This is a genomic window from Limnohabitans sp. 15K (genome assembly GCF_002778285.1).
GTDB lineage: Bacteria > Pseudomonadota > Gammaproteobacteria > Burkholderiales > Burkholderiaceae_C > Limnohabitans_A.
The window spans coordinates 1-23,172 of the sequence record NZ_NESM01000001.1 but is presented as its reverse complement, the minus strand read 5'-3'; the positions used below and the strand labels follow the sequence as shown (position 1 = coordinate 23,172).

General features: G+C 58.4%; 25 protein-coding genes. 18 read left to right on the top strand and 7 right to left on the bottom strand.

What is annotated here, in order from left to right:
* Positions 1 to 23 precede the first annotated feature (23 nt).
* Together B9Z40_RS00125 and B9Z40_RS00120 are read left to right on the top strand one after the other, a co-directional pair.
* Positions 24 to 875, top strand: coding sequence for a hypothetical protein (locus B9Z40_RS00125; protein ID WP_233204740.1), 852 nt, complete (start codon positions 24 to 26; stop codon positions 873 to 875).
* Entirely contained in the window at positions 872 to 1,273 is a 402-nt protein-coding gene (locus tag B9Z40_RS00120) for a TfoX/Sxy family protein (RefSeq protein WP_100171326.1), read from the top strand. Before B9Z40_RS00125 ends, B9Z40_RS00120 begins: the two co-directional genes overlap by 4 nt.
* A 58-nt stretch (positions 1,274 to 1,331) precedes the next feature.
* Here the strand turns inward: B9Z40_RS00120 and B9Z40_RS00115 are convergent, their stop codons facing one another.
* Entirely contained in the window at positions 1,332 to 2,468 is a 1,137-nt protein-coding gene (locus B9Z40_RS00115; protein WP_100171325.1) for an iron-containing alcohol dehydrogenase, read from the bottom strand.
* A 191-nt stretch (positions 2,469 to 2,659) separates the two neighbouring features.
* On the opposite strand from B9Z40_RS00115, the gene B9Z40_RS00110 reads away from it, so the two are divergent.
* Together B9Z40_RS00110 and B9Z40_RS00105 are read left to right on the top strand one after the other, a co-directional pair.
* Entirely contained in the window at positions 2,660 to 3,619 is a 960-nt protein-coding gene (locus B9Z40_RS00110) for an alpha/beta hydrolase (protein WP_100171324.1), read from the top strand.
* Positions 3,620 to 3,659: 40 nt separating this feature from the next.
* Positions 3,660 to 4,517, top strand: coding sequence for a YbgC/FadM family acyl-CoA thioesterase (locus B9Z40_RS00105; RefSeq protein WP_100171323.1), 858 nt, complete (start codon positions 3,660 to 3,662; stop codon positions 4,515 to 4,517).
* Positions 4,518 to 4,628: 111 nt separating this feature from the next.
* Here B9Z40_RS00105 and B9Z40_RS00100 read toward each other — a convergent pair whose 3' ends face one another.
* Positions 4,629 to 5,585: a folate-binding protein YgfZ gene (locus B9Z40_RS00100; RefSeq protein ID WP_100171322.1), complete on the bottom strand. Its 957-nt coding sequence runs from the start codon at positions 5,583 to 5,585 to the stop codon at positions 4,629 to 4,631.
* Between the two features lie 70 nt (positions 5,586 to 5,655).
* Between B9Z40_RS00100 and mltG the strand changes: the two genes are divergently transcribed.
* From mltG to B9Z40_RS00045, 11 genes are all read left to right on the top strand, one after another.
* The gene (mltG, locus tag B9Z40_RS00095; RefSeq protein WP_233204739.1) at positions 5,656 to 6,672 is read left to right on the top strand and encodes an endolytic transglycosylase MltG; all 1,017 of its coding nucleotides are present in this window, start codon (positions 5,656 to 5,658) and stop codon (positions 6,670 to 6,672) included.
* A gap of 48 nt (positions 6,673 to 6,720) precedes the next feature.
* On the top strand, positions 6,721 to 7,362 hold the full coding sequence (gene tmk, locus B9Z40_RS00090) for a dTMP kinase (protein ID WP_100171321.1): 642 nt from the start codon (positions 6,721 to 6,723) through the stop codon (positions 7,360 to 7,362).
* The gene (locus B9Z40_RS00085) at positions 7,359 to 8,363 is read left to right on the top strand and encodes a DNA polymerase III subunit delta' (RefSeq protein WP_100171320.1); all 1,005 of its coding nucleotides are present in this window, start codon (positions 7,359 to 7,361) and stop codon (positions 8,361 to 8,363) included. Before tmk ends, B9Z40_RS00085 begins: the two co-directional genes overlap by 4 nt.
* Before the next feature lie 3 nt (positions 8,364 to 8,366).
* Positions 8,367 to 9,173, top strand: a complete 807-nt coding sequence (locus tag B9Z40_RS00080) for a TatD family hydrolase (RefSeq protein ID WP_100171319.1) — start codon at positions 8,367 to 8,369, stop codon at positions 9,171 to 9,173.
* Between the two features lie 6 nt (positions 9,174 to 9,179).
* Complete coding sequence (locus B9Z40_RS00075) at positions 9,180 to 9,851, top strand: ankyrin repeat domain-containing protein (RefSeq protein ID WP_100171318.1); 672 nt, start codon at positions 9,180 to 9,182, stop codon at positions 9,849 to 9,851.
* Positions 9,852 to 10,080: 229 nt separating this feature from the next.
* Positions 10,081 to 10,362: an HU family DNA-binding protein gene (locus tag B9Z40_RS00070; protein ID WP_100171317.1), complete on the top strand. Its 282-nt coding sequence runs from the start codon at positions 10,081 to 10,083 to the stop codon at positions 10,360 to 10,362.
* 121 nt (positions 10,363 to 10,483) lie between these two features.
* Positions 10,484 to 11,419, top strand: a complete 936-nt coding sequence (ylqF, locus tag B9Z40_RS00065; RefSeq protein ID WP_100171316.1) for a ribosome biogenesis GTPase YlqF — start codon at positions 10,484 to 10,486, stop codon at positions 11,417 to 11,419.
* 97 nt (positions 11,420 to 11,516) lie between these two features.
* A complete protein-coding gene (locus B9Z40_RS00060; protein WP_100171315.1) occupies positions 11,517 to 12,467 on the top strand; it encodes a tripartite tricarboxylate transporter substrate binding protein in 951 nt (316 codons plus the stop codon).
* A 31-nt stretch (positions 12,468 to 12,498) separates the two neighbouring features.
* A complete protein-coding gene (locus B9Z40_RS00055) occupies positions 12,499 to 13,356 on the top strand; it encodes a dioxygenase (RefSeq protein WP_100171314.1) in 858 nt (285 codons plus the stop codon).
* Between the two features lie 33 nt (positions 13,357 to 13,389).
* A complete protein-coding gene (locus tag B9Z40_RS00050; protein ID WP_100171313.1) occupies positions 13,390 to 15,063 on the top strand; it encodes an FAD-dependent oxidoreductase in 1,674 nt (557 codons plus the stop codon).
* Positions 15,064 to 15,080: 17 nt separating this feature from the next.
* The gene (locus B9Z40_RS00045) at positions 15,081 to 15,674 is read left to right on the top strand and encodes a 3'-5' exonuclease (protein WP_100171312.1); all 594 of its coding nucleotides are present in this window, start codon (positions 15,081 to 15,083) and stop codon (positions 15,672 to 15,674) included.
* An 89-nt stretch (positions 15,675 to 15,763) separates the two neighbouring features.
* Here B9Z40_RS00045 and B9Z40_RS00040 read toward each other — a convergent pair whose 3' ends face one another.
* Positions 15,764 to 16,798 carry a tripartite tricarboxylate transporter substrate binding protein gene (locus B9Z40_RS00040; protein WP_100171311.1) on the bottom strand — a complete coding sequence of 345 codons (1,035 nt, stop codon included), beginning with the start codon at positions 16,796 to 16,798 and terminating at the stop codon, positions 15,764 to 15,766.
* 10 nt (positions 16,799 to 16,808) lie between these two features.
* Complete coding sequence (locus B9Z40_RS00035; protein WP_100171310.1) at positions 16,809 to 17,114, bottom strand: YciI family protein; 306 nt, start codon at positions 17,112 to 17,114, stop codon at positions 16,809 to 16,811.
* Between the two features lie 226 nt (positions 17,115 to 17,340).
* On the opposite strand from B9Z40_RS00035, the gene B9Z40_RS00030 reads away from it, so the two are divergent.
* The gene (locus B9Z40_RS00030) at positions 17,341 to 18,234 is read left to right on the top strand and encodes a hypothetical protein (protein ID WP_100171309.1); all 894 of its coding nucleotides are present in this window, start codon (positions 17,341 to 17,343) and stop codon (positions 18,232 to 18,234) included.
* Between the two features lie 98 nt (positions 18,235 to 18,332).
* Positions 18,333 to 19,115, top strand: coding sequence for a class II aldolase/adducin family protein (locus B9Z40_RS00025; protein ID WP_100171308.1), 783 nt, complete (start codon positions 18,333 to 18,335; stop codon positions 19,113 to 19,115).
* A 67-nt stretch (positions 19,116 to 19,182) separates the two neighbouring features.
* Here B9Z40_RS00025 and B9Z40_RS00020 read toward each other — a convergent pair whose 3' ends face one another.
* The 3 genes from B9Z40_RS00020 to B9Z40_RS00010 are packed head-to-tail and all read right to left on the bottom strand — an operon-like array spanning position 19,183 to position 21,982.
* Positions 19,183 to 20,157 (bottom strand): tripartite tricarboxylate transporter substrate binding protein, encoded by a 975-nt coding sequence (locus B9Z40_RS00020; protein ID WP_100171307.1) that lies wholly within the window; start codon positions 20,155 to 20,157, stop codon positions 19,183 to 19,185.
* A 30-nt stretch (positions 20,158 to 20,187) separates the two neighbouring features.
* Complete coding sequence (locus B9Z40_RS00015; protein WP_100171306.1) at positions 20,188 to 21,072, bottom strand: phosphate ABC transporter substrate-binding protein; 885 nt, start codon at positions 21,070 to 21,072, stop codon at positions 20,188 to 20,190.
* A 22-nt stretch (positions 21,073 to 21,094) separates the two neighbouring features.
* On the bottom strand, positions 21,095 to 21,982 hold the full coding sequence (locus tag B9Z40_RS00010; protein ID WP_100171305.1) for an amidohydrolase: 888 nt from the start codon (positions 21,980 to 21,982) through the stop codon (positions 21,095 to 21,097).
* 112 nt (positions 21,983 to 22,094) lie between these two features.
* On the opposite strand from B9Z40_RS00010, the gene B9Z40_RS00005 reads away from it, so the two are divergent.
* On the top strand, positions 22,095 to 23,051 hold the full coding sequence (locus B9Z40_RS00005; protein WP_100171304.1) for a LysR substrate-binding domain-containing protein: 957 nt from the start codon (positions 22,095 to 22,097) through the stop codon (positions 23,049 to 23,051).
* The last annotated feature ends 121 nt before the right edge of the window (positions 23,052 to 23,172 follow it).

Below are 23,172 nucleotides of genomic sequence, written 5' to 3'. Positions count from 1 at the left end.
CATTTCAACACCAAGGATTTTTCATGAACTGGATGCGTCACATCGTTCGCCCCGCTGCGTTTTTGCTGATCGCCGTGGGTCTGGCCGCTTGCGGCACCACGGGCCAGGCACCTGCCGCCCCAGAGGCCAAAAAAGCCGCCGCACCGGGCCAGATCAGCAGCATGCTTTGGGTGGGCAACAGCTTCTTTTATTACAACAACTCGATGCACGGCCACTTGGGCCAATTGATGGCCGGAGCGGCTGACAACGCCAAACGCAGCGCCCGCAACGTGTCGGCCACCATCAGCGGTTCGGGCATCAACTGGCACGACATGGAGGCGTATTTCAAGCCCGGTGGCGTGTCGAGCTATTCCTTCGTGGGCGACAACGAGGTGCGCTTCAACACCTTCGATAAGCCGTTTGATGCGGTCATGATGATGGACTGCAGCCAATGCCCCATCCACCCGAAGCTGCAATCCGTTTTCCACGAATTTGCCAAGAAGCACAGCGACACCGTGCGCAAGCACGGGGCCGAACCTGTGCTGTTCATGTCCTGGGCCTATTCCGACAAGCCTGACATGACCACGCCGCTGGCTGCGGAGTACACCAAAGTGGGCAAGGCCAACAACGCTCTGGTGGTGCCCGCAGGTTTGGCGTTCGCCAACTCGCTGGCCAAACGCCCTGACATTCCGCTCATCATTGGCGACAAGCGCCACCCCACCTTGCAAGGCACGTATTTGGGGGCCTGCACGGTGTTGGCTTCGGTGTTCAAAATCAACCCAGTCGGCAGCAAGTACACCGCAGGCCTGCCTGCTGACGTGGCGGCTCATCTTCAAGCAGTGGCTTGGGAAACTGCCCAGAAGTACCACGCAGAAAACGGGCGGGGCAGCCTTTGAGCGAGTTCATCGGGTTCCTGCAGGAACTCCTTGAAAAGTGGGGAGAGGTCACGGCCCGCCGTATGTTTGGTGGCCATGGCCTTTACCACGAGGGGCTGATGTTCGCCATCGTCATGAACCAGCAGCTGTACCTGAAGGTGGACGAACAAAACCGCTACGATTTTGAGGCGCTGGGCCTTTCACCTTTCACCTACCCCATGAAGGGCAGGCAAGTGGCTTTGTCTTACTGGTCTGCACCAGACGTGATTTTTGACGAATCCGAAGAGGCCGTGCGCTGGGCTCAATCGGCGTGGGCTGCGGCTGCGCGGGGGCATGTGGCCAAAGCACAGGCACGCGAGAAGGCCAAAGCCCGTTTGAAAAAGCGTCCTGCGCCCACACGGTCAGCAGGCTCACATTGACAGGCTGGCATTTGCTCACAGGGGTGAGCGCCTGCCAAATCAAGGCTTTCGCTCAGTCTTACATGCTCGTCAGCAGCATGTCCCGGTATTCGTCCGCTGAGGCGATGCGGGGGTTGGTTTTGTGGCAATGGTCGGCCAACGCGCCAGTGATCACCTCATCAAACAAGCTTTCGGTCACGCCCATGGCCCCCAGCCCTGTGGGCAGGCCCAAGCGGGCGCACATGTCTTTGATGGCGTCAGGAATGTCAGAGCCGCTTTGCAAGCCCATGGCCTGGGCCATGCGGTTCAGGCGGTTTTCTTTTTGCACGGTTTCGGCCACGGCGTTGAAGTTGACGACCGCAGGCAAAAACATGGCGTTCAAAGTGCCGTGGTGCAGGCGCGGGTTGACGCCGCCCAGGCTGTGGCTGAGCGAGTGCACGCAACCCAAGCCTTTTTGGAAGGCCATGGCGCCTTGCATGCTGGCGCTCATCATGTTCAGGCGCGCTTCACGGTCTTGGCCGTGGGTGGTGGCGCGCTCGATGTGTGCCCAGCCACGGGCCAAGCCGTCCAGCGCGATGCCGTCGGCGGGCGGGTTGAAGGGCGCGGCCATGAAGGTTTCCATGCAGTGCGCCACCGCGTCCATACCGGTGGCGGCTGTGAGCATGGGCGGCAGGCCGAAGGTCAGTTCGGGGTCACAAATGGCCGCTTTGGGCACGATGAACCAGCTGTGAAAACCCACCTTGCGGCCATCGTCCAAGATCAAAATCGCGCCTCGCGCCACCTCGCTGCCGGTGCCGCTGGTGGTGGGCACGGCGATGATGGGGGCCACACGGTCGGTGATTTTGAGCGAGCCGCCTTCGATGGTGGCGTAGGTTTTGAGCGGGCCTTCGTGGCTGACGGCAATCGCCACGCCCTTGGCGCAGTCAATCGCCGAGCCACCGCCCACGGCGATCAAGCCGTCGCAGCCGTGTTGCTTGTACATGGCCGCTGCGGCGCGCACGGCCGACTCAGTCGGGTTAGAGGGGGTTTGGTCAAACACGGTGACGGGCAAGCCGGGCAGGGCGTCGAGCGCTTTTTGCAGCACGCCCGCAGCTTTCACTCCCGCATCGGTCACGATCAGCGGTTTGTGGATGCCCACGCGCTCACATTCGGCCTGCAGAAGCTTGACGGCCCCAAAGTCGATCTGGATCTGGGTGACGTAATTGATGAAAGACATGCAAAAACTCCAAACTGAGTGGCTAAAGGGTGAACAAGGAATGCGCAACAGGTGACAGACCCGCCGAGCAGGGCGTTGTACGATCAAAGTCCATTTTGATGCAGGAATCGTGTGGGACCACCTTGATTGACCACGATGCACGTCACGTTGGCAACACCGAACGCACAACCCTGTGACCTTTTCAGAGCCCCATGAGCAGCCACCACACCAACCCCCGTTCGCTTTTGAACGACGCCACGCGCAGCCTGATTGAGCGCGTTGAGCGCGCAGGCCGCCCACCCATGGCCGCCATGACCGGGCCCCAAGCGCGTGCTTTTTATGACATTGGCGGCCCCATGCTCGACCTGCAGCCTGAGCCGCATGTGGACCGGGTGCACAACTTCACCATTCCCGCACGCGACGGCCACGCCATGCCTGCCCGTTTGTACGCGCCCCAAAGCGACACGGCTTTGCCCGTGCTGCTCTACATCCATGGCGGGGGATTCACGGTGGGCAGCCTCACCACCCATGATGTGCTGTGCCGCCAGCTCTCACGCCACGGCCATTGCGCTGTGGTATCGCTGGACTACCGATTGGCACCCGAGCACCGCTTTCCGACCGCCGTGCACGACAGCTGGGACGCGCTGAATTGGTTGCACCAAAACGGGCAGACTTTGGGCTTTGACACCGGCCGTTTGGCGGTGGGCGGCGACAGCGCAGGCGGTACGCTCAGCGCCGTGTGCGCCTTGATGGCGCGTGATGCGGGCTTGAAGTTGGCTTTGCAATTGTTGTTTTACCCGGGCTGTGGCGCCCGGCAAGACACCGCCTCGCACCACACCTTTGCCGAGGGCTTCATGCTCGACAAAGCCACCATCGACTGGTTTTTTAAGGGCTACATCGACCCAGCAGACCGCGACGACTGGCGCTTTGCCCCAGGCAACGCCCCCGACCACAGCGGCCTGGCCCCGGCTTGGATCGGTTTGGCCGAATGCGACCCCTTGGTGGACGAAGGCGTGCGCTACGCCGACACGCTGCGCATGGCAGGCGTGCACGTTGACCTCGAAATCTACAAAGGCGTTGTGCATGGATTCATCACCATGGGCCGCGCCATTCCCGATGCCCTGCAAGCGCATGCCGATGCAGGCCGGGCCTTGAAACACGCTTTTCTGTAGGAGCGGCGCCCTCGCCGCGAAAGCTCTCATAAGGAACAAGATGAAACGCCAAGACTTCCGTTTTTCTCACCGCATGCGCGTGCGCTGGGTCGAGGTGGACATGCAGAAAATCGTCTTCAACGGCCATTACCTGATGTACTTCGACACCGCAGTGACAGACTATTGGCGAAATCTGGCCATGCCCTATGCGGAGACCATGCACCAGTTGGGCGGCGATTTATTCGTCAAAAAGGCCAGCGTCGAGTACCACGCCAGCGCCGAAATGGACGATTTTCTGGAGGTGTGCATGCGCTGCGAACGCGTGGGCAACTCGTCCATGACTTTTGTGGGCGCGATTTTCCGGGGTGATGAGCTGCTGATCACCAGCGAGCTGGTCTATGTGTACGCCGACCCTGTGGCCAAAAAGAGCCAGCCCATCCCCGCGCCCTTGCGCGACATGCTCGAAGGCTTTGAGCGCGATGAAGACATGGTGCAGTTGCACCTGGGCTCGTGGCACGACTTTCAAAAGCTGGCCAGCCCGCTGCGCACTGAGGTGTTTGTGCACGAGCAAAAAGTGCCCGCCGAGATGGAGTGGGACCACGAAGACGAAACCGCCTTGCACGCCGTGGCCCTGAACCGCATGGGCATGCCCCTGGCCACAGGCCGCTTGATTCAGCATGCCCCGGGCGTGTCCCGCATCGGCCGCATGGCTGTGAAAAAGCAGATGCGCGGCAGCGATCTGGGCCGCCGCGTGTTGCACTCTCTGATGGACGCCGCCCAAAACCGGGGTGATACCCAAGTCATTCTCCACGCCCAATGCAGCGCCGAAGGCTTTTACAAACGCTCAGGTTTTGAGGCGCATGGGGCTGTTTTTGAAGAAGCGGGGATTGCGCACATCGAGATGGTGCGTGCCCTGTAGGAACAGCGCCCCCACAAAAAACCAATGGCATCTCTGTAGGAGCGACGCCCCCGCCGCGAAGGAGTGCTTTCACCCCCAAGACATTCGCCCCGAGGGCGGGGCTCCTACAGGTCAGATGTCTTCGAGCAAAGCGTAAGGCAGCGGCAGCAATTCCAGCGCCTGGCCTTGGGCACTGTCCACCCGCCAGCCGTTTGCCTGGCTCTCCAAGGTGCCGCTGACCAATGCATCAAAGCCATGGCCGTCCGGGCGAGCGGCACTCAGCACCACGGTGGCGCAGGGCTGCTCAGGGTCTGTGGGGGTGAATACATCTTGCCCAGCAGCAAGGGCCAACGGGCTGTGCACGAGCGCCGTGCGGCGCTTCAAGGTGCCGCGAAATTGGCTGCGGGCCACCACTTCCTGGCCGGGGTAGCAGCCCTTTTTGAAGTTCACGCCACCCACAGATTCGTAATTCATCATTTGGGGCACAAAAGCCTCAAACAGCGGCTGGGTGACCAGCGTCACGCCGCTCATGACTTCGGTCCATGCCCAAACTTCGGTGGAAACCTCGTCCCCGGCAGGCAGGGCTTGGTCCGTTGGGGCGATCCACAAAGCTCGGGGAATTTTGGACTCGCCCAACACGGCAGGATAAAACGCCACGGTGTGCGCCCCGTCCTGGGCCACGGTCTGCCAGGGTGCGGCATCACCCACCAAAGCCTTGGCGCTGTTGCCCAGCAATCCGCGCAACTGCCATTGGCCCGTCGCGTCCGTCATTTTGACTTTGGCCCGCAACACAAACATGGACAGCCGTTTGAGGGTCTGGGCCAGCAAATCGAGGCTCACGACCAGCAGCACCGTGTCGGGCGCGGTTTTGATGACCACAAAGCTGGCCTGCATGCGTCCCTTGGCATTGCAAAACACCCCCAAGCGCGATTGGCCGACAGGCAAGAGCAGCACATCGTTGCTCAGCTGGTTGTGCAAAAAGTTGGCTGCGTCCTCCCCTTGGGCCTGAATGACGCCCAAGTGGGGCAGGGGGCTGACCCCATTTAAAAGGGTCTGGCGTTGAGGGCTGAATTGGGCAGGGGTGTTCATGGGGCGTCTCTGTCTTCTGGCAAGGCGTGAATTATCATCCCCTGAACGTTTTCAACACCTGAATAAGGACATGGCCGTGCTCAAAGGCTTGATGAAGTTAATAACAAGCCTGATGGTGGCCGCCTTGCTGATGGTGGGCGCTGCTTTGTGGTGGGTGACCCAGCCGATGGACACCGGCCGAGATGCGCTGGATTTGGCCATTGAGCCCGGCACTTCGCCCAAAGCCATTGCCCAAGCGGTTGCCGATGCGGGGGCACAGACTTCGCCCACCTTGCTGTACGCCTGGTTTCGCCTGTCGGGTCAGTCCCGCCAGATGCGCGCCGGAAGCTATGAAATTGCCCCCGGCACATCGCCTCAGCACCTGCTCAACATGCTGGTCCGGGGAGAAGAAAGCCTGCGTGTTGTGACGATTGTGGAGGGTTGGAACTGGCGGCAAGTGCGCCAGGCCTTGGCCAAGGCTGAAAACCTCAAACCCGACAGCCGGGCCTTGACCGACGACGCCTTGATGGCGCAGCTGGGGCGACCTGGCGTGGCCCCGGAAGGGCGCTTTTACCCAGACACTTATTCTTATGCCAAAGGCTCCAGCGATTTGGCTGTTTTGACGCGGGCCCTGAAGGCCATGGACAAGCAGGTTCAGCAGGCTTGGGAGGCCCGTCAACCGGGCGTGTCGGTCAAATCAGCTGAAGAGGTCTTGATTTTGGCGAGCATTGTGGAAAAGGAAACCGGCAAGGGCTCTGACCGACCCATGATTTCAGGCGTGTTCAACAATCGGCTGCGGATTGGCATGCGCTTGCAAACCGACCCGACGGTGATTTATGGCCTGGGTGAGGCCTTTGACGGCAACCTGCGCCGCATCCACCTGCAGACCGACAACCCCTGGAACACTTACACCCGTGCTGGCTTGCCCCCCACGCCGATTGCCATGCCGGGCAAGGCGGCTTTGTGGGCGGCAGTGCAACCCGCCAAGACCCCAGCGCTGTACTTTGTGGCCAAAGGCGACGGCAGCAGCCACTTCAGTGCCTCGCTGGACGAGCACAACCGGGCAGTCAACCGTTACCAGCGCGGCATCAAATCAGCCAAGGATTGAGGGCAGGCCTGAGCCTGCGACAATCGGGTTTTCCCAATTTCACACACCATGACACGCGGTTTGTTCATCAGTTTTGAAGGCATCGACGGTGCGGGCAAGTCCACGCACATCGATCGCGTGGCCCAACTGTTCCGTGAAGCGGGCAGGGCGGTGGTGCTCACACGCGAGCCTGGTGGCACCCCTTTGTCTGAAAAGCTGCGCGAGCTGGTGCTGCACGAGGCCATGGACGCACTGACCGAAGCGCTGTTGATGTTCGCGGCACGTCGTGAGCATTTGGTGCAGGTGATCGAGCCCGCACTGGCTCGGGGCGATGTGGTGTTGTGCGACCGTTTTACCGATGCCACTTTTGCTTACCAGGGCGGTGGTCGCGGTTTTGACTGGCAGGTGTTGGCCCAGCTGGAGCGGATGGTGCAGGCCTTGCCCGATGGCACTTTGCGCCAGCCGGAGCTGACCGTGTGGTTCGATTTGGACCCTCAAATCGCTGCGCAGCGCCTGGCTTCGGCCCGTGTACCGGACAAGTTTGAATCGCAGCCTGCCAACTTTTTTGCCGCTGTGCGCGCTGGCTATGCCAAACGCCAGGGCGAAATGCCCGAGCGTTTTGCACGCATCGACGCCGCCCAAAGCATGGAAGCCGTGGGCGCTGACGTGGGCCGCGTGGTAAGCGACTGGCTGAAGAAGGTCACTGCATGAGCGCCGTTTTGAACGCCCCCTGGATTGCCCGCCAAGCCACCGATTTGCTGGCCCAGCGCGGTCACGCTTGGTTGTTGCAAGGTCCGTCGGGTCTGGGTCAATACGAATTGGCGCTGGCCATGGCCTCGGCTTGGTTGTGCGAAAAGCCCACAGCGCAAGGCGCTTGCGGCGAATGCGCGAGCTGCCATGCGGTGGCGGTGCACACCCATGCCGACTTGGCCGTGCTGATGCCCGAGACCGTGATGATCGAGCTGGGTTGGCCTTTGTCCGAAAAGGCCCAAGACGAAATCGACAAGAAAACCCGCAAGCCCAGCAAAGAGATCCGGGTGGATGCGATGCGGGACGCGGTGGAGTTTTCGCAGCGCACCGATGCACGCGGGCGCGGCAAGGCGGTGCTGGTGTTTCCGGCCGAGCGCATGAACACCATCACAGCCAACGCCTTGCTCAAAACCCTCGAAGAGCCGCCGGGCGATGTGCGTTTTGTGCTGGCCACCGAGGCGGCGCACATGTTGCTGCCCACCATCCGCAGCCGCTGTCTGGCCCACACCATGAAGTGGCCCGAGGCCGACGAAGCATTGACTTGGCTGAGCGGGCAGGGCGTGCCCGCGCCCGTGGCGCAGGCCTTGCTGCGCAGCGCGGGCGGCCGCCCTACCGATGTGCTGCGCCAAGCCGAAGCCGGTTTGTCCCCCGACTGGTGGGCTGCTTTGCCCAAGGCCATGCGCCAAGGCGATGCCCGTCACTTGGCCGATTTGAGCCCGGCACAGGCCATCGACGCTTTGGAAAAGCTTTGCCATGATTTGGTGTTGCGCCAGTCGGGCGCTGTGCCGCGCTTTTTCGAGGCCACCCAATTGCCAGCGACTTTAGCGTCGGTATCGGTGTTGACCGATTGGTTCAAGCGCTTGATGCAATCGGCGCGAACTGCCGAGCACCCCTTTAATGCCGGTCTGATGCTGGAAGCGCTGACCGCCGATGCCCAACAAACCCTGCTGTCCAAGGGCTGAGCCATGTACACCGATTCCCATTGCCATTTGAATTTTCCTGAACTGATGAGTCAGCTGGACAGCATCCAGCAAGCCATGGTGGCCGCCCATGTGACCCGAGCCATGGTCATTTGCACCACCATGGAAAAGTTTGACGAAGTGTACAACTTGGCCATGGCCAACGACAACATGTGGGCGACGGTGGGTGTGCACCCGGACAACGAAGGCGTTCGCGAGCCCAGTTTGCAAGATCTGCTGGACGGCGCCGCACGACCCAAAGTGGTGGCCATTGGCGAGACCGGCTTGGACTATTACCAAATGGACGAACGCAAAGGCGGGCGCACCGTGGCCGACATGGAATGGCAGCGCGAGCGTTTTCGCACCCACATCCGTGCAGCTCGCCAGACGGGTTTGCCGCTGGTGATCCACACACGCCAAGCTTCAGACGACACGATTGCCATTTTGAAAGAAGAGGGCGAAACGGGCGGAGCAGGGTGCGCGGGCGGGGTTTTTCACTGCTTCACCGAAAGCCAGGCCGTGGCCAGAGCGGCTTTGGATTTGGGTTTTTACATTTCCCTGTCGGGCATTTTGACTTTCAAGACCGCTGCCGATTTGCGCGAAGTGGCCAAATTCGTGCCCGATGACCGCTTGTTGATTGAGACCGACAGCCCGTATTTGGCCCCAGTGCCTCATCGCGGCAAGCTCAATAACCCGTCTTTTGTACCCCTGGTGGCCAAGTTGTTGGGTGAGTTGCGCGGCAGTACTTCAGAGGCGATTGGTGAATTGACCACGCAAAATTTCTTGAAACTCTTCGCTAAAACTGCAGTTTAAAAGTTCATGCAATACATTCGATATATTAAAAAGTACCTTGTTTTTATTGGTTTTTTATCATCTCACCTGTACTCATTCGCGGGCTCATACGAAGACTTTTTCAAAGCCGTTCAGTTTGACGATGTGAGGACGGTGCAGTCCTTGCTGCAGCGCGGTTTTGACCCCAACACCGTCAATCCCGCAGGTATGCCGGGTTTGATGATCGCGGTGCGCGAGCCCTCGCTCAAGGTCGCTCAATTGCTGGCCAGTTGGCCCAAGGTCAAAACCGAGGTTCGCAACGACAAGGACGAAAGCGTTTTGATGCTGGCTGCGCTCAAGGGCTATTTGCCCTTGGTGAAGCAGTTGGTCGAGAACAATGCTGACGTGAACAAAACCGGTTGGACGCCTTTGCATTACGCGGCTTCGGGCGGTCATGTTTCTATCGTTGAGTTTCTTTTGGAAAACAGCGCCTACATCGATGCCGAGTCGCCCAACGGCAGCACGCCTTTGATGATGGCCGCCATGTATGGCAGTCCCGAATCCGTCAAAGTTTTGATCCAAGCCGGTGCTGATCTGAACATCAAAAACCAATTGGGATTGACTGCGCTTGATTTCGCGGTGCGCGGCAATCGACAAAACGCCAAGGAGTTGATTGAAACGGGTCTGGCTCGCTTGGCGGCCCGTAAAGCCAAGTCTTGATGGGTAAGACACCATCTGTTTCTGTATCAGTCGCTGTTTTTTCGTTTTCTTTCTCACATGTCCTCACAGTTAAGTGCGTACGATGTATATTATGTTAAGTCAAACACAGGGTTCTTCCGGATTCTGTTGTGGTTCTATTGAATAAGTTGTTCCAAATCAGCGACACCGCAATGCAACTATCAAAGATGCGTGGCAGAATCACGCCGTTCTATTCACTTGGAGAAATATCTTGAACAAAGCAGAACTGATTGAGGCATTGGCCAAAGAAACAGACATGTCCAAAGCCGCTGCAGGCCGTGCCGTGAGCGCACTGGTGGACATCATCACCAAAACCGTTGCCAAAAAACAAGACGTGCAACTGATTGGTTTCGGTACGTTCAAAGCTGCTAAGCGCGCTGCTCGCGTTGGCAAAAACCCACGCACAGGTGAGAAGCTGAAAATTGCAGCCGCTACCGTGCCACGTTTCAGCGCTGGTGCCGCTTTCAAAGCCGCCGTTAACAAGAAGAAGTAATTTTCTATTGCTTCTGCAAAAGGCAGCCTGGGTGGTCATCACCCAGCTGCCTTTTTTCTTGGGCGAAACGAAGTGAACGACAATCACCCTCTTTCACACATCCCTGCTGACAGCGGTTTTTATGGCGATTCAATGGTTTCCCGGGCACATGCACCTCACGCGCAAAGCGATTGGGGAGCGCATCAAAGAGATTGATGTCGTCATTGAAATGCTCGACGCGCGCTTGCCCGGCTCCAGCGCCAACCCCATGCTGGCTGAGCTGATCAAAGGTAAGCCCGCGCTGAAAATCCTCAGCAAACAGGACTTGGCAGACCCCAGCCGCACAGCCCTTTGGCTCGCGCATTACAACGCCCTGCCCGGTGTGAGTGCTTTGGGCCTTGACACCAGCAACACCTCGCCCGCCAAGGCACTCATCGATGCCTGCAGGCAACTCGCGCCCAACCGGGGTGGCATGGTCAAACCCATGAGGGTGCTCATTTGCGGTATTCCCAATGTGGGCAAATCCACCCTCATCAACACCCTCAAAGGCAAGCGTGCGGCCAAGACCGGTGACGAAGCGGGTGTGACCAAACAAGAATTGCGCATCGCGCTGGAAGATGATTTCTACCTCTACGACACGCCAGGCGTGCTTTGGCCACGCATCATCGTCGAGCAAAGTGGCTACAACTTGGCGGCCAGCGGGGCCATTGGCGTGAACGCTTTTGATCAAGAAGTCGTGGCGTTGGAATTGTTGAATTACCTGATTCCCCACTACCCACAAGCGCTGGCTGAACGCTACAAAATCGACAACATTCCCGGCCATACCGATGAAACCTTGCTCGAAGTCATTGGCCGACAACGCGGCGCCATCCAAAGTGGTGGGCGTGTCAACACGACCAAGGCCGCTCACTTGGTGATCCATGACTTCAGAGCCGCAGCAATGGGCAGAATCACATTGGAAACACCTGAGCAGTTTGCCCTTTGGTTGGCAGAAGGTAAAAAAGCAGATGCAGAACGGGCCGTGCGCAAAGAAGCCACAGTCAAGCCCAAAAAGACACGGCCCAAGTCATCGGTATGAATGGCTGGGGTCAACCCTAGCAGCACAAGTGACACGGCCGCCAGGTGATCTCCCCTAACATCCATGAACCGATGATTTGCGAAGGAGACGTACCGTGATGAAGACGATCAAATGCTGTGTCGCAGGACTGTTTTTGGCACTCGGTGCTGCACAGGCCGCCTACCCAGACAAACCGATCAAGATCGTGGTGGCCTTCCCGCCCGGAAGTTCTACCGACATCGTGGCCCGAGCTCTGGGGCAACCATTGTCAGAGGCCATGGGCCAGCCGGTGGTGATCGAAAACCGCCCAGGTGCTGGCGGCAACATCGGCACGCAAGCCGTGGCGCGCTCGGCCCCTGACGGCTACACCTTCCTCATGCACAGCGTGGCCTACTCGGTCAATCCATCGCTCTACAGCAAGGCCGGTTACGACGTCGGCAAAGAACTGACAGGCGTGGCCATGGCCGCCGTCTCGCCCAACATCATCTATGTGCACCCCTCGGTCAAGGCCAACAACCTGAAGGAGTTGCTGACGCTGGCCCCGACCGAAAAGCTCAGCTACGCTTCTTCGGGCAATGGCACCACCACCCACCTTGGGGCCGAGTTGCTGTTCCGCAATTTGGCCAAAGTCGACATCCTGCACGTCCCTCACGCCCCAGCCTCGGCGGCCAACGCCGTGGTCAGCGGCCAGGTGCCGGTGGGCTCCACTTCCATCCCACCCGTGGTGCAACTGGCCAAAGCGGGCAAAGTGCGGCCCTTGGCCGTGACCAGCAGCAAGCGCAGCAGCGCCCTGCCCGATGTGCCCACCGTGGCCGAATTGGGCTACCCTGGCTTTGAAGCCAACACCTGGTTCGCCATGTTGGCCCCCGCGGGTACACCGCGTGAAGTGCTTGACCGTCTCAACACCGAGGTCAACAAGATCTTGCAAAACAAAGCCTTGAACGAAGGCTTTGCGGCGCAATCACTTGAAACCGTGCGCATGGACCGTGTCACTTTGGACGCCTACATCGCTGCCGAAGCCAAAAAATGGGGTCAGGTCGTACAGCAGACTGGCGCCAAAGTGGACTGATCCCAACCGCAGCATCCTGACGAAAATTTCCATGAAAAACATCACACGCGACAACCTGAGCGAGACCGTCAAAAGCAGTTTTGCCCACATCGACGATGAACGCCAACGTCACTTGGTCAACCGACTGGTGCACCACCTGCACGCTTTTGCCACTGAAACCGGTCTGAGCCACGAAGAGTGGCGCGAAGGCATTGCTTTTCTGCACCGCATGGCCGACATCAGCACACCCTCGCGCAGCGAATTCACTCTGCTCTCTGACGTGTTGGGTTTGTCCTCGCTGGTGGATCTTTTGGCTGCAAGGCCCGGCGCCACCGAAGGCAGCGTGCTCGGACCTTTTCACACCCGGGGCTCGCCATGGGTGGACAACGGCAGCAACTTGATCCGTGACAACGCTGGCGAACCTGTCCTGATTCAGGGCCGCGTGACCAACACCGAAGGCCAGCCTCTAGGCAACGCCACGATCGACTTCTGGCAAAACGCCGACAACGGCATGTACTGGCAAATCGACGACACCCAGCCCCAGGACAACCTTCGCTGCCAAGTCAAAGTCCAGGCCGATGGTTCCTTTGAGCTGGCCACCATCCGCCCTCGCCCCTACTTGGTGCCCACGGATGGCCCGGTGGGCGAGTTGCTGCGCGTGTCGCACCGCGACGCCTGGCGTCCGGCGCACTTCCACATCATTGTCGAAGCACCCGGCCACCGCAGCCTGATCACCGAGGTCTTTGACGAAGCCGACCCCTGGGTGAACAACGATGCCGTGTTTGGCGTGCGCGCCTCGCTGGTTCGCCCGTTCACACCCGCGTCCGACGCCGCCACGGCCCAGCGCATGGGTCTGCCCGACCATTACCTGAGCGTGGACCTGCCAATCCGGCTGGCACGCGAGAACTGAAGTACAACGCGCCCTCCTGAAAGCACCGTATACATGGCGAATTCACTGACCGTCCAAGTGCTCATTGTGGGCGGTGGTCCCTTCGGACTCATGCTGGCCAACGAGCTAGGGCGGCGCAACATCTCGTGCCTGTTGGTCGATGCCAAACCCGGCACTGCCTTCAACCCGCAGGCCAACGCCACGCAGGCGCGAACCATGGAGCATTTCCGCCGTTTGGGCTTTGCGCACGAGATCCGCAGCATGGGCCTGCCGGCTGACCATCCGACAGACATCACTTACCTGACACGTTTTACAGGCACCGAACTGGCCCGTCTGCGCCTGCCCACAGCCGCTGCTGCGCCGCAGGCCATCAAGAACATGTCAGGCTCGTGGAGCGCGGCCGAGCTGCCGCACCGGGTCTCGCAAAAATACGTCGAGGTCTGCCTACACCGACATGCGCAGCAGCAAGCCAGCGTTGAGATGCGCTACGGCTGGCAGTTGCAGGAGTTCACCGACACGGGCGTCGGCATCGAGGCCGTTGTGGCCTCGGTCAACGATGGGCAAACCCTGAACGTGAAAGCCGACTACATGGTGGGTGCCGACGGGGCGCGCAGCATGGTGCGCCATCAGTTGGGCATCACCTGGGGCGGAGCCACGGGCTTCAAGCGCAAGTTCATGGGCGGCAAAATGTTGGCGGTCTACCTCAAGGCCCCCGACTTTTATGCCCGCAACCCCAACGACCGCGCTTGGATGTACGTGGTGGTCAACCCCGAGTTGCGCGCCTTCATCATGTCGGTGGACGGCGTGAGCGAGTTCGCCTTCCACATCCAAATGGCCGACGACGCGGCCACCGAAGCGCTGACCGAAGCCGATGCGCGGCGCTTGTTTGCGCAAGCCTTCGGGCAGCCCATCGACATCGAGATCCTGTCGATGGCCACCTGGATGGCAGGCCACGCTCTGGTGGTTGAGTCCTTCCAACACGGCCGCGTGTTTTTGGGCGGCGATGCAGCGCACCTGTTCACCCCCACGGGCGGCTTGGGTTACAACACCGCTGTCGAAGACGCGGTCAACCTCAGCTGGAAGCTCGCCAGTGTGCTCAAGGGCCAGGCCCCTCCAGCCTTGCTGGACAGTTACCACCTCGAGCGCCATGCGCTGGCCGTACGCAACACGGGCTACGCACGTCAGTTTGCCGACTCCATTGGCCTCTTTGAAGCCGCACCCGAGCTCGAAGATTCCAGCCCACAAGGCGAGCAAGCCCGCGCTGTGGCCTCGGACTACTTGAATGGCCATGTGCGCCGCGAGTTCAACATCCCCGGCGTGACCTTTGGCGGGCGCTACGACGGCAGCCCCCTCATCGTGGGTGACGGCACCACGGCCCCGCCCGATTCCGCCAACAGCTACACCCCTTGCGCCACACCGGGAGGCAGGCCACCCCACGCTTGGCTGCCCGACTGCCGATCGCTGTTTGACACTTTCCACACCGAATGGACCTTGCTGGTGTTGGGCCCCGACCGTGCCGACACCAGCGCGTTTGAAAGCGTGGCCATGTCTATGGGCGTGGATTTGAAAGTGGTGCATCAGCCCAGCAGCGAAATTTTGGCGCTCTACGAAGCACCCATGGTCTTGATTCGGCCCGACCAAATCGTGGCCTGGCGTGGTCACAACGGGCTTCAAGCACAGGCCGTACTGACCCAAGTGCTCGGGGGAAGCGCTACAGTGCGTGCCTGACACCACGAAGCCTCCTCATGAACGAACGCCTGCCCACGCCAGACAAAGACGCCATCGCCCTCCTACCACCTTTTGAGCGACTTGGGTTGGATCGAATCACCTTGGTCTGCACAGGCGCACAGGCCAGTCATGCCTACGACCAACTGACCCAGGCACGGGCTTGGGGTTTTGACACCGAGTCGAAGCCCACCTTCAAGGTTGGCGAGCAATCTGACGGACCGCACATCCTCCAGTTGTCTACAGCCGAGCGCGCTTGGGTTTTCCAGCTTCACGACACCGATTGCCGGGCTGTGGCGGCCAAGTTGCTGGCTTTGGGCGGCATTGCCAAAGCCGGTTTTGGTCTGGGCGATGACCGCAAACGCATCATCCACAAGCTGGGCATTGAGCCCCAAGGCATTCTGGAACTCAACACGGTGTTCCACCAACGTGGTTACCGCAAAGACATGGGCGTCAAAGGTGCGGTGGCGGTGCTGTTCAATCAGCGCTTTATCAAGTCCAAAAAAGCCGCCACCAGCAACTGGGCCAACGTCCACTTGAGCGAGGCACAACTGGTTTACGCCGCCAACGACGCGTATGCGGCCATTCGGGTTTGGGAAGCCTTGAAAATTTGAAAACCGTCAGTAAACCTTGAGAAGGTCCGACCAAGCCTCACACAGGAAATGCATTTAGAAATGCAAGTATTTGTCGCCACAGACCAAACTTATTCTGCTTTGATGCCGATTTCTCGGACAAGCTTGGTCCAGCGCTCCACATCACGGCGAACCAGCGCTCTGGTTTGTTCGGGGTTCAATGCCAAAGGCTTGCCGCCTGCTTTGCGGAAGGTGTCTTGCAAGTCGGCTTGAGCCATCACTTTGGCCAACTCGATGCGCAAGCGCTCTTGCACATCCATCGGTGTCTTCTTAGGCACGAAATAGCCAAACCATGACTCCAGATCCAGTTGTGCTACCCCGCTTTCCAAAATGGTTGGCACATCTGGGTGCATGGGATTGCGCTCGGTACTTGATACCGCCAGAGGCTTAACAGTTCCTGCATTGACCTGCACCCTGGCCGTCGAAGAGAGATCGAAGAAAAGGTCCACACGAGCGCCTAGCAAATCCTGATAAGCCGCTTGGGCACCTCGGTAAGGGACATGAATGAGGTTGACACCCGCCAAATGCCAAAGGGCTGCGGCCAGCACGTGTTGGCCTGAGCCATTACCTGCAGAGGCATAGTTCAGCTTGCCAGGGTTAACCTTGGCATAAGTCACCACGTCTTTCAATGAGTTGAAGGGCAGATCCTTTCGGGACATCAGGGTGTAACCGTAACTGACAGCCAAACCCACAGCTTCGAAATCTCTTAAGCTGTCATAGGACGGCTTGTCGTAAAGCCCCATGTTCAGTGCCATGTTGGAGACTGAGCCCACAAGCAGTGTGTAGCCATCTGGGTCGGCTTTAGCTGCAGCGTCGGTGCCCACCAATGTGCCCGAGCCGGGTTTGTTTTCCACCACGATGCTTTGTCCTAAAGATCTGCCCAAGCGCTCGGCCAGTGCACGGGCTACAAAGTCAAAACCACCACCGGCCGGCTGAGGCACGATGACCCGAAGTGCACGGTTGGGGTAAGCGGCCTGCCCCCATGTTGCAGGTGCCATGGCAACCAGACTGGCAGCAGGCAAAGCACGCAAGATAAGCCTTCGACGCACGGCCCAGTTTTCGACGGTTTGCTGGATCAAGGGTTCGTCATGGATGGCGTTGTTCATGGAAATCACCTCAGACTGCGGGCGGAAAGCCGACTTTTTGGGGCCACAGATTCACGAACGCGTGAACCGTGGTGCTGCCGTACAAACCCGCTTTGGTGAAAGGCTCCTCCGCCAGCCAGGCGTGCGCGGCATCACGGCTGGGGAAGTCGATTACCAACAAACTGCCCAGCATGGTTTGGCCGTCGTCGTGGGTGAATGGCCCCGCAATGGCCATGCGGTCGGCCGCAGCGGCCAAATAGGCCTTGTGTTCAGGGCGCACACGCTGGCGCATCTCTGCGTGGTTGGGTTTGTCGATCAGGATGAAGGTAAACAGCATGTCAAATTTCCATGTTCAAGCTGGGTCGGTCCGTTCAGTGTGTCGACAGATTTGCCATCCATCAAGAATGCCATGTCTTGTGGGGGACTTCGCAATACAGCGCTGGCCCAAGAGAAAACCGACGCCCTCTGCACGCGGACGTGATGATGGCCTTGCACGCCAAGCCCCCTAAAATCGGTAATGCTTCAAGCTGGCTGTTCCAGCACGACCCACCTGAACCTGCAACATGTCCGAAAACACGGTCCCCAACGACGCGACTCACTCACACTCCGCAAGCTCGGTGCTGGAGTTTGCCAACGCTTTCTGGCGCGTGCGTCGCCCCAAGCCCTTTGTGTTGGTGATTGAAGGTGAAGTCGGACGTGAAGGCACAGAGCTCAGCGACTACCTGCACGACAAATTGCTCTTGCCCGAGTGGCGCGAGGCGTTTTACAAATTGGTCGATGCCACAGGCTTGGTCATCTGCCTGAATTCGCACACCCAACACCCCACCTACCGTGATGTGCGTGGGCGCTCCAGCAAAGGGCGTCTGAGCCAAGGCGAGTACTACCACCACGACGGCTGCACAGGCCCCGTTAAACCGCGCATTGTGGAGATTCGCTGCCCCATACAGCCGCAAACCCGTGGTGTGGCCACCGCTGTGGCGCCGCACCACGATGTGGTCAAAGCCATGGTGCAAGTGTTGCCCGCCGAGTTGGCTGCCACGGCTGCGCTGGCAGAACTTGACATGAGCCTCGCCACCATCCAGCAGATGGACTATGAAGCGCTTGAGCACTTGCAAGGCCTTATCACCCGCACCGTGCGCAAAAAACTCAACGCCGAAGGCGCTCGTAGCTACTTTCGCCAAGTGGATGCCGCAGCCAATGCCTACTTTGAACCTTGGGCCTTGGGCGAAAGCCGCTTCATCGCCAATGCCAACAGTGGTGTGACCCTGCAACACCGCCGCGCCTACCAAACCGCACACACGGGAGGCGTTGCCAATGGCCACTTGGTCAAGCGCTGGACGAATGAAGAACTGTTGCTGCCCGGTCAGGTGGTGGACCATGCCTTGATCGCCGCGCTGTGCAGCGAAGAAGGTGATGAAGTGGAGCGCGCAGAGGAGTGTTACCTCGGGGCGCATTGAGCGGCTGTTCAGAGCCTGTCTCCGTGCCGCAAAAGTGACAGCTCAGCAGGCGGCACCTGCATAGAGTGCATGCAAGTTCAACCATCGAAAGACTCCCCATGTTGCCCGCATCTAACGCAGCGCCAGCCCCATCACACAAGGATGAAGACCCCGTTTGGCAAGCCAAGGTGCACTTGGCCGCCGCTTTGCGCATGGCGGTGATGCACGATTTTGACGAAGGCATCGACAACCATTTCACTGTCGTCGTGCCGGGTCGTGAAGACCAATACCTGATCTCGCCTTTTGGCGTCCACTGGTCCGAAGCCAAAGCAAGCACCATGATGGTTTTCAACGAAGCGGGTGAAACACTGGAAGGCAATGGCGTGGTGGAACTGTCAGCGCAGTCCATCCACGCCCCGGTGCACCGCCTGACCGGAGCGAAAGTGGTGCTGCACACCCACCAGCCCTGGGCACTGGCGTTGAACATGCTCAAAGCCAACCGTTTGCTGCCCGCCACCCAAACTGCGGCATTCTTTGATGGCGCCATCGCCTACGATGACCACTACACCGGGCTGGCCGCAGAATTGTCGGAGGGTGAGCGCTTGTCGCAGCTGATGACTGGCGGCAAGACGGTCCTCTTCATGAAAAACCACGGCGTGATGACGATTGGTGACACCGTGGCGCAAGCCTACCGCAGGCTCTACAAACTCGAAAAAGCCTGCCGCACCCAAGTGCTGGCCATGGGCACTGGGCAGCCCCTGAACGTGCTGACCGAATCCGTGATCCAGCGCATCAAATACCCCAGCCCGCAAGACCGCCACCCCCGAAGCGAACGCGAGCGCCTGTTTTTTGAAGCCATGATGCGGGTGATTGACCGGGTGAACCCGGGTTATGCCGACTGAGTCTTGGCGCGACGGATGGACCAGTGCCTTGGCTGGCACCGGTCCTTTGTAACGAAGATCCTTTTACTCAATCCCGAGTGATGCCTGACTCTTTCACAATCCGGTTCATCAGCTCTCGGTCCGCCAAGAAAAGTTTGTTAAAACCTTCTACGTTGAGGTAGCCCGAATCGATGCCCAATTGGTTCAAGCGGTCCCGAACCTCTTTGATGGCAATGACTTTGTTCACGGCAGAGTTGATTTTTTCAACCACGGCTGCTGGCGTTCCAGCGGGCGCCAGCAAGCCGAACCAAGATTCAAAAGTGAAACCGGGTACGCCTGATTCCGTCAGGGTTGGGATGTTGGGCAACAAAGTCGAGCGCTTGTTTGCAGTCAAGCCAATGACCCTTAAACGAGACTCTTGCAGGTAGACGCCAATACCTGCGGTCGGCACGATCACGGCGTGCCCTCGCCCGCCCATGACATCGGTTACAGCCTCTTGTGTGCCTTTGTAAGGCACATGCTGCATGTCTAAACCCGCGAACTTGGCAAAGTAGGCCATGGCCAAATGCGTCGAGCTGCCCACACCGGCCGAGTTGTAATTCAAGGCACCCTGGTTGGCTTTGGCATAACGTACAAAATCTGCCGCTGTCTTGACGGGTAGATTGGCATTGACCATCAAGATGTAGCTTTGGTTGCCAATGTTGGCCACAGGGATGAACTCTTTGACCGGATCGTAAAAAGGCCTGGCACCCATGGCTGCCGTCACAAAATGGCTGGAGGCTGCCATCAACAGGGTTTTGCCATCGGGTGCAGATCGGGCCACACCCACTGTTCCAATGGCACCACCTGCCCCGGGCTTGGCTTCAATGATCCAATTCTGATCCAGCTCTTTCCCAAGCTCTTGTTGAATGGCACGAGCAGGCATTTCCCGGGCACCGCCCGCACCAAAGGGAACAATGATGCGGCTGACACCAGCGACCGCTTGTGCCATGGCTGTATCCGTTGCAGCTGCCGCCAAAGCGGCCAAAATGAGTTTTCGGCGGTTCATGTATTGGTCATTCATAAGTAATTTTCTTTGACGACTCAGGGAGCTTCAAATCAAACGGGTGAATTCTTCAAAGAGCTCATCCACTGCGTAGGCGCGTGGAATCAACCCTTGTTCATACGAATTGCGGATCAACACCTCCAAAGCACGGCGATTGGGTTCAATGCCAAAAGGCGTTAAATCGATCGCGCTGGACTTGTTCGGTGCCATGGCTTTGCTTTCTTGCAAAACGCTGTAGATTTCACGCACCACATCTGGCCTCTCACGGCACAGTTTCACATCAATGGCCATCATGTGGTTGATGGGCAACATTTGATGGCGTGTGCTCCAAGCCTTGGCTGCTTCGTGAGGGTCAGGCAGCACAGGCTTCAAGCGGGGGTCATCAGGCAAGTCGGTGCCGATGATGGCCGCATCCAACTCACCAGCCAACAACATGTCGACGGCACTGCGGCCCTCTGGGGCGCGAATGAAGCCTGGTGGGTCAGGGAATTCGGCCAGATGGCCGTCTTCAAACGTGACCCAATCGATGTCGCGCAATGACACGCCATAGTCGTCGGCCAACACGCCCCGCACCCAAGTGACCGTGGTTTGTGCATGCGCACGGATACCAATGCGTTTGCCTTGCAATTGCGCGACCGTGACGCGTGGACGCTCTGCGTTGTAGACCAAGCAGTGGTGTTGAAAGCGCCCAGCACCCACCACAGCCGGCATCAGTGTCAGCGGTTTGCCATAAGCCTTGGCTTGCAAAAAAGTCACGAGTGCCAACTCGGCCACATCAAACTCCAAATTTCGCACGACACGTTTGAAAGCGCGGTTGGGGGTTTTGACATCGGCAAAATCAAACTCGAACAATTTGGGCACCAGCACGCCGCTTTTGAGGGCGCGCGTGTTGTCGTAATCGCCCAACAGGGTTTTCAGCTTCAAGGTGGTCATACGTCTCTCGAGGTTCAGTCCATCAGGCCAGAGTACCCAAAATCGGATACAGCGCATGCGCCGTGCGGGAAAAAATCCATTCCTGCTCTTGAGCAGTTAAGGCTGCAGTCGCCTCAAAGGCTTCTGTCAAATGGTCTTTTAATGTGCCGGCAGATGCAGGAAAGTTGGAGCCCCATGCAATTCTCTTTGCACCAAACGTGTCGACCACCTGGCGTGCAAACTGGGCCTGCGTGGATTGACCTTGCTTTGATTCACGCACATTGTGTGTCGTGAACTTGAAATGCAAATTTTCAAATCGAGACAATGCAAACAAGGCATTGGCTGCAACGTAGGGTGCGCCGCCCTCCAGTTCTGGGCGAGCGAAATGGTCAAGAAGGACGACAGCCTTGGGAAACTGCTTCAACAATGTTTCCAGTTGAGGCAACCCATCGGCACGCAACTGGACACAAATAGGGATGCCCTGCTCTTCAATGTAGCCCCACGCATGAAAAGCCCGTGGGTCATCCAGCCGCACGGAATGGTCTGCCGCCGTGTGGCCTGCAATGAAAACACGCGCACCACTGAGGCCCGCGCCGATCCAGTGCTGGATTTTGTCAATTGCGTTGTCTGCCATCATGTCCACGGAGAACACACCTGCAAAAGTAGCGGGATGCGCTGCGACGCAGGCTTGCACATAGCTGTTGTCGTGCCCATAACAAGTGGATGCTTGCACCAACACTGACTTGGCGACACCCGCTTGCTTCATGGCCGTCAACATGTCGGTGTCATTGACCGGTCGTTCTTTGGACCAATCGGACTGCTTACCCCCCATGGGGGCCAGGGGGTAACGGGCGGCATCGTCCGCAATCACATGGCTGTGCAAATCAACGATGGGCAAATGGAATGCGGTGTCAGCAGCTAGTTGGTTCATGGTCAAAGTAACTTTTTAAAGTTTGGATCATGCGTCAATCTTCATAAGTATGTAACTCAAATAAATTGGGATTAACATAAGCTTTTACTTATGAAAAAACGCTGGAACGCCCATGTCTCAACTGGATTGGTTTATCCGTGCCAACCTGAAACCCCGTCATTTGCAAATGATGGTGGCGCTGGATGATTTGCGACATTTGGGAAGGGTCGCACAAAGCCTGCATGTTTCCCAACCTGCGGTCTCTTTGGCCTTGGGGGAACTTGAAAAAGGGCTTGGTTTCAAACTGTTTGACCGAACGCCCAAGGGTGTGGTGCCCAATGCCTATGGAGAAAGTCTCATCCAGCATGCGCGGCTCATTTTGGGCAACTTGACGCAGATGCGGCACGAACTTCATGCATTGCAATCAGGGGCGTCAGGCAAAGTGCATGTAGGAGCCTTGCCTGCCATGACACCGAGTTTGTTGCCTCAAGCCTTGATTCTCTTGAAGCAACAAACGCCTTTGACCAGTGTGATCGTGCAAGAAGGTGCCATGGATTCCCTCTTGCCCGAGCTGCGCCGAGGAACCTTGGATTTGGTGGTGGGTCGCTTGGTCAACCGCAGGGGTCAAGACGATTTGGCTGAAGAGATGCTTTACGAGGGTAAAAACGTGATGGTGGTGGCTAAAGGTCATCCCTTGATTCACAAGCATGGGCTCATTTGGTCTGACCTTGCAGACTACCCTTGGGTGCTGCCCCCGATCGGGTCACTTTCGCGTGAACCCCTTGAAAACGCCTTGCAACAAAACGGCGGTAGTTTGCCCTCTGATCATTTGGAGACCTTGTCCATTCATGTCATCACCGGTTATGTGCAGCACTCTCAAGCCATCGGCTTGCTGTCCGAAGTGGTTGCACAACACTACATCAACGCAGGGGTTTTGGCTCAACTGCCTTTGAGCCTTCCAGATCCCCAACGGCCTATCGGCATGACATGGAATCGCCACAATCCTTTGACACCTGCCTTGAAAAGCTTCATGGACTGTGTGCGAAAAACCGTGAATCTGGCCCACGCTGAAATGACCGTTGAATGTTGATTGGCCTTAAAAACTGAGCCACTTTGAGAGGAATTTGCATCCAAATTTGAGCCACTTCATTGGCCTATCCTGCTCATTTTTTGAGCAAGGGTGGCCGGGAGTGATCAACGTGGGAACTTTG

What these genes read in the sequence shown, in the direction of transcription:
- B9Z40_RS00125 (WP_233204740.1), top strand. Translation starts at nt 24, where the DNA reads ATGAACTGGATGCGTCACATCGTTCGCCCCGCTGCGTTTTTGCTGATC.
- B9Z40_RS00115 (WP_100171325.1), bottom strand. Translation starts at nt 2,468, where the DNA reads ATGTCTTTCATCAATTACGTCACCCAGATCCAGATCGACTTTGGGGCC.
- B9Z40_RS00110 (WP_100171324.1), top strand. Translation starts at nt 2,660, where the DNA reads ATGAGCAGCCACCACACCAACCCCCGTTCGCTTTTGAACGACGCCACG.
- B9Z40_RS00105 (WP_100171323.1), top strand. Translation starts at nt 3,660, where the DNA reads ATGAAACGCCAAGACTTCCGTTTTTCTCACCGCATGCGCGTGCGCTGG.
- B9Z40_RS00100 (WP_100171322.1), bottom strand. Translation starts at nt 5,585, where the DNA reads ATGAACACCCCTGCCCAATTCAGCCCTCAACGCCAGACCCTTTTAAAT.
- mltG (WP_233204739.1), top strand. Translation starts at nt 5,656, where the DNA reads ATGGCCGTGCTCAAAGGCTTGATGAAGTTAATAACAAGCCTGATGGTG.
- tmk (WP_100171321.1), top strand. Translation starts at nt 6,721, where the DNA reads ATGACACGCGGTTTGTTCATCAGTTTTGAAGGCATCGACGGTGCGGGC.
- B9Z40_RS00085 (WP_100171320.1), top strand. Translation starts at nt 7,359, where the DNA reads ATGAGCGCCGTTTTGAACGCCCCCTGGATTGCCCGCCAAGCCACCGAT.
- B9Z40_RS00080 (WP_100171319.1), top strand. Translation starts at nt 8,367, where the DNA reads ATGTACACCGATTCCCATTGCCATTTGAATTTTCCTGAACTGATGAGT.
- B9Z40_RS00075 (WP_100171318.1), top strand. Translation starts at nt 9,180, where the DNA reads ATGCAATACATTCGATATATTAAAAAGTACCTTGTTTTTATTGGTTTT.
- ylqF (WP_100171316.1), top strand. Translation starts at nt 10,484, where the DNA reads ATGGCGATTCAATGGTTTCCCGGGCACATGCACCTCACGCGCAAAGCG.
- B9Z40_RS00060 (WP_100171315.1), top strand. Translation starts at nt 11,517, where the DNA reads ATGAAGACGATCAAATGCTGTGTCGCAGGACTGTTTTTGGCACTCGGT.
- B9Z40_RS00055 (WP_100171314.1), top strand. Translation starts at nt 12,499, where the DNA reads ATGAAAAACATCACACGCGACAACCTGAGCGAGACCGTCAAAAGCAGT.
- B9Z40_RS00050 (WP_100171313.1), top strand. Translation starts at nt 13,390, where the DNA reads ATGGCGAATTCACTGACCGTCCAAGTGCTCATTGTGGGCGGTGGTCCC.
- B9Z40_RS00045 (WP_100171312.1), top strand. Translation starts at nt 15,081, where the DNA reads ATGAACGAACGCCTGCCCACGCCAGACAAAGACGCCATCGCCCTCCTA.
- B9Z40_RS00040 (WP_100171311.1), bottom strand. Translation starts at nt 16,798, where the DNA reads ATGAACAACGCCATCCATGACGAACCCTTGATCCAGCAAACCGTCGAA.
- B9Z40_RS00035 (WP_100171310.1), bottom strand. Translation starts at nt 17,114, where the DNA reads ATGCTGTTTACCTTCATCCTGATCGACAAACCCAACCACGCAGAGATG.
- B9Z40_RS00030 (WP_100171309.1), top strand. Translation starts at nt 17,341, where the DNA reads ATGTCCGAAAACACGGTCCCCAACGACGCGACTCACTCACACTCCGCA.
- B9Z40_RS00025 (WP_100171308.1), top strand. Translation starts at nt 18,333, where the DNA reads ATGTTGCCCGCATCTAACGCAGCGCCAGCCCCATCACACAAGGATGAA.
- B9Z40_RS00020 (WP_100171307.1), bottom strand. Translation starts at nt 20,157, where the DNA reads ATGAATGACCAATACATGAACCGCCGAAAACTCATTTTGGCCGCTTTG.
- B9Z40_RS00015 (WP_100171306.1), bottom strand. Translation starts at nt 21,072, where the DNA reads ATGACCACCTTGAAGCTGAAAACCCTGTTGGGCGATTACGACAACACG.
- B9Z40_RS00010 (WP_100171305.1), bottom strand. Translation starts at nt 21,982, where the DNA reads ATGAACCAACTAGCTGCTGACACCGCATTCCATTTGCCCATCGTTGAT.
- B9Z40_RS00005 (WP_100171304.1), top strand. Translation starts at nt 22,095, where the DNA reads ATGTCTCAACTGGATTGGTTTATCCGTGCCAACCTGAAACCCCGTCAT.